Here is a 2,901-nt window from a genome sequence, read left to right on the forward strand (position 1 = left end):
AGGCACGGTCTATACTCACATTATTCTTCGATGAAGAAGAACAGAAAAAAAGGACAGTTTATAAATTCAAAAGAGAAGCTATTGAGAACAGTCTTTATGGTGTGGATATTGATTCATCTGCGGTTGACATTGCAAAACTTCGATTCTGGCTTTCTCTGATTGTTGATGAAGAGGATATAAAAGATGAAGAAGGACATGCATTTATCTAAACATTAAGATTTATCACTTGATTGAATTGAATCAAAAAAAATAAAACCGGCCAGTGGCCGGTTTTTGTTTATTTCGATTCAAATTTGTTTTACTCGCTTATTAGAACTGTCTGTGTTAGGCCGTCCCATCCAACTGTATAACCGAAGGATTCCATTACCTTTCTTATGGGAAGATAGGTTCTTCCATCTTTTATTAGGGAATTTGTGTCGTTTTGAACTTTTTTCCCATTTACCAAAATATAGGATTCGCCGATTGGTATCTTTACTTTGATATTGTTCAGTTCAGCAATTGCCGTTCTGTTTTCTTCGTCCCATGAAACATTTGCACCGAGGTTTTCAAGAGTTATCCTGAAAGGTACCTGAGTTCTGCTGTTCTCATCAATAAAGGGGAAGCCATAGGAGCTGTCATACTTCACATAGTCGTCTATTGCAAGAATGTTTATTGCAGAAGAAGCAGTATTTGTATCCTTGTCATCTTCAATATTTGGTGTCGTGTTGATGTAGTTGTAGCCCAAAGAGTTTAATAGATTGATGTATACCGTGTTGCCTGAATTTTCAACCAGCTCGTTTAAGAGCAATTCGTAAGTTTCTGAGGTATTGGGTATGTTTTCTTCTTCTATAACATGATCCTTAGAAATTTCTTCATCAGTCAGCATGTAGTATTTGTAGGAAACCTGATTTAACCTGTCGGGTACCGGATCGTCAAAAGTTGTATCGATATGGTACCATGCATTGTCCACCTGGACCATGTTCCAGATATGGGCGCTGCCGGCGCTTCCAATGACAAGTCTCACAGGGATATTCAATTCCTCCATCATTCTATAGAACAATAAAGCATATCCGTGGCATACAGTGGTGTTTCTAAATAAAGCATCATATTGAGTTCTGTAGGTAAGAGTTTGGTCATAAGCCACATTTAGAACTACATAATCGTGTGCCGCCTTGATTTTTTCATGAACCGTCATGTTGTCGGAAATTATGCTGTTTAGTATTTCGTCAATTTTAATATTGGACATGTCTTCCTCTGTCCGGCTGATTAAGTGTGATGCTTCAATATTTATGTCGAGATTTCCTTCGTAGCCTTTGTAGCTCCACTTCCAGTTTCCAATTGTGTATTTGAGGTACTCATCCTTGTAGATTATACCGTTCAATACATTTTCCAGGCCGCTGAGTTTACCTGTATAGTTAATTGAAATATTTGTGTTTCGATTGTAGAGACTGCTCAATATTGTGTTTTCAAGATCATACGTTGTCGAGATAGTATATGTCTCGGAATAAGCAAAAAGAAACGTGCTTGTGATGATCAGCAATATTAGAGTAAATGCAAGAATTTTCTTTTTCATCTTTCACCGCCAATTTAACCTGATGTTAGTATTATAACCAAATAGGAGGCTTTTAGTCACTAACTTTATGTTTGAATATCAATTTTTTTTAGATACATTGATTTTGTGCTATAATTAGAGTAAATAAACAGAAAATCAGTATAAATGAGGATGACTATGGATATAAATAAAGATGTTTACTATATTCTTAATAAAATAAATGAAAGCGGATATGAAGCTTACCTTGTAGGCGGTGCTGTGAGAAATCTACTCCTTGGACTTCCAGTTAGGGATTATGACATAACCACCAACGCCCATCCTGCGACCATAATGAATTTATTTGAAAGAACCATACCTACGGGAATAGACTATGGAACCGTAACGGTCATCGTTGAGTCCACATTCTATGAGATAACAACCTACAGAAAGGATTATGAATATGTGGACAGCCGAAGACCTTCTGTGGTTCATTTTTCAACAAACCTTGAAGAGGACCTGACTAGAAGAGATTTCACCATCAATGCAGTGTGCATGGACAAGGAAGGAAATATAGTGGATCCACTTAATGGTGTTGCAGACATAAAAAGAAAGGTCATAAGAGCAATTGGAGAACCTGAGCTGAGATTCAGGGAGGACGCTTTGCGTATGCTGAGAGCCATAAGGTTCATGTCGGAGTTGGGTTTTGAAATAGAGGACAGCACAGTTGATTCCATGAGGATAAATTCGAGCAAAATCAAATATATAAGTCCTGAAAGGATACAGAACGAAATTAACAGGATACTGCTGTCCCAGGTTCCCTCTACTGGATTTTACAAGATGCTCCATACAAATATTCTAGAGCAGCTTTTTCCTGAAATGATACCTTGCGTTGGATTTCAGCAGCACAGCAGCTACCACGACAAGGATGTATTTGATCATACAATGGCAGTCCTTGACAATACGGCGCCAAAGACCAGCATAAGGCTGGCGGCTCTTTTTCATGACATAACAAAGCCATATTGCCTAACCATGGATGAAACCAACGAGGGGCATTTCTACGGACACCATATAGAGTCAGCGGAGCTAAGCAGGAAGATACTGAAAAGGCTAAAGTATTCCAATGAAATAATCGAAAAGGTGTGGAAGCTCATAAGATATCATCCCTTGAAGGAAATGAACATAGGGGACAAGGGAGTAAAGAGATACATAAACAAGGTTGGAAAGGAAAATCTTGATGATATGTTCAATCTGAACTATGCAGATATAATAGGTAAATCAAACAGGAAGGGACTTGTAAAGCTTAAGAACATGGAGGAAAAAACCATGACTATCCTTGGCAGGAAGGATCCACTAAGTCTTAGCGATCTTCAGGTATCTGGATATGATCTTAA

At 38.1% G+C, this 2,901-nt stretch carries 2 protein-coding genes and 1 pseudogene; 2 read left to right on the plus strand and 1 reads right to left on the minus strand.

Features of this window, described 5'->3' with window-relative positions:
• Window positions 1–176 (plus strand): annotated as a pseudogene (locus AC3AX0_RS02485) (hypothetical protein); the annotation flags it as partial.
• Between the two features lie 122 nt (window positions 177–298).
• On the opposite strand, the gene AC3AX0_RS02490 reads toward AC3AX0_RS02485, so the two are convergent.
• Complete coding sequence (locus AC3AX0_RS02490; RefSeq protein WP_487548723.1) at window positions 299–1,552, minus strand: stalk domain-containing protein; 1,254 nt, start codon at window positions 1,550–1,552, stop codon at window positions 299–301.
• 156 nt (window positions 1,553–1,708) lie between these two features.
• Here AC3AX0_RS02490 and AC3AX0_RS02495 point away from each other — a divergent pair.
• Window positions 1,709–2,901 (plus strand): CCA tRNA nucleotidyltransferase (locus AC3AX0_RS02495; RefSeq protein WP_487548724.1); only part of this gene is annotated, 1,193 nt, incomplete at its 3' end.

The sequence above is a fragment of the Dethiosulfatibacter sp. genome (assembly GCF_983023055.1).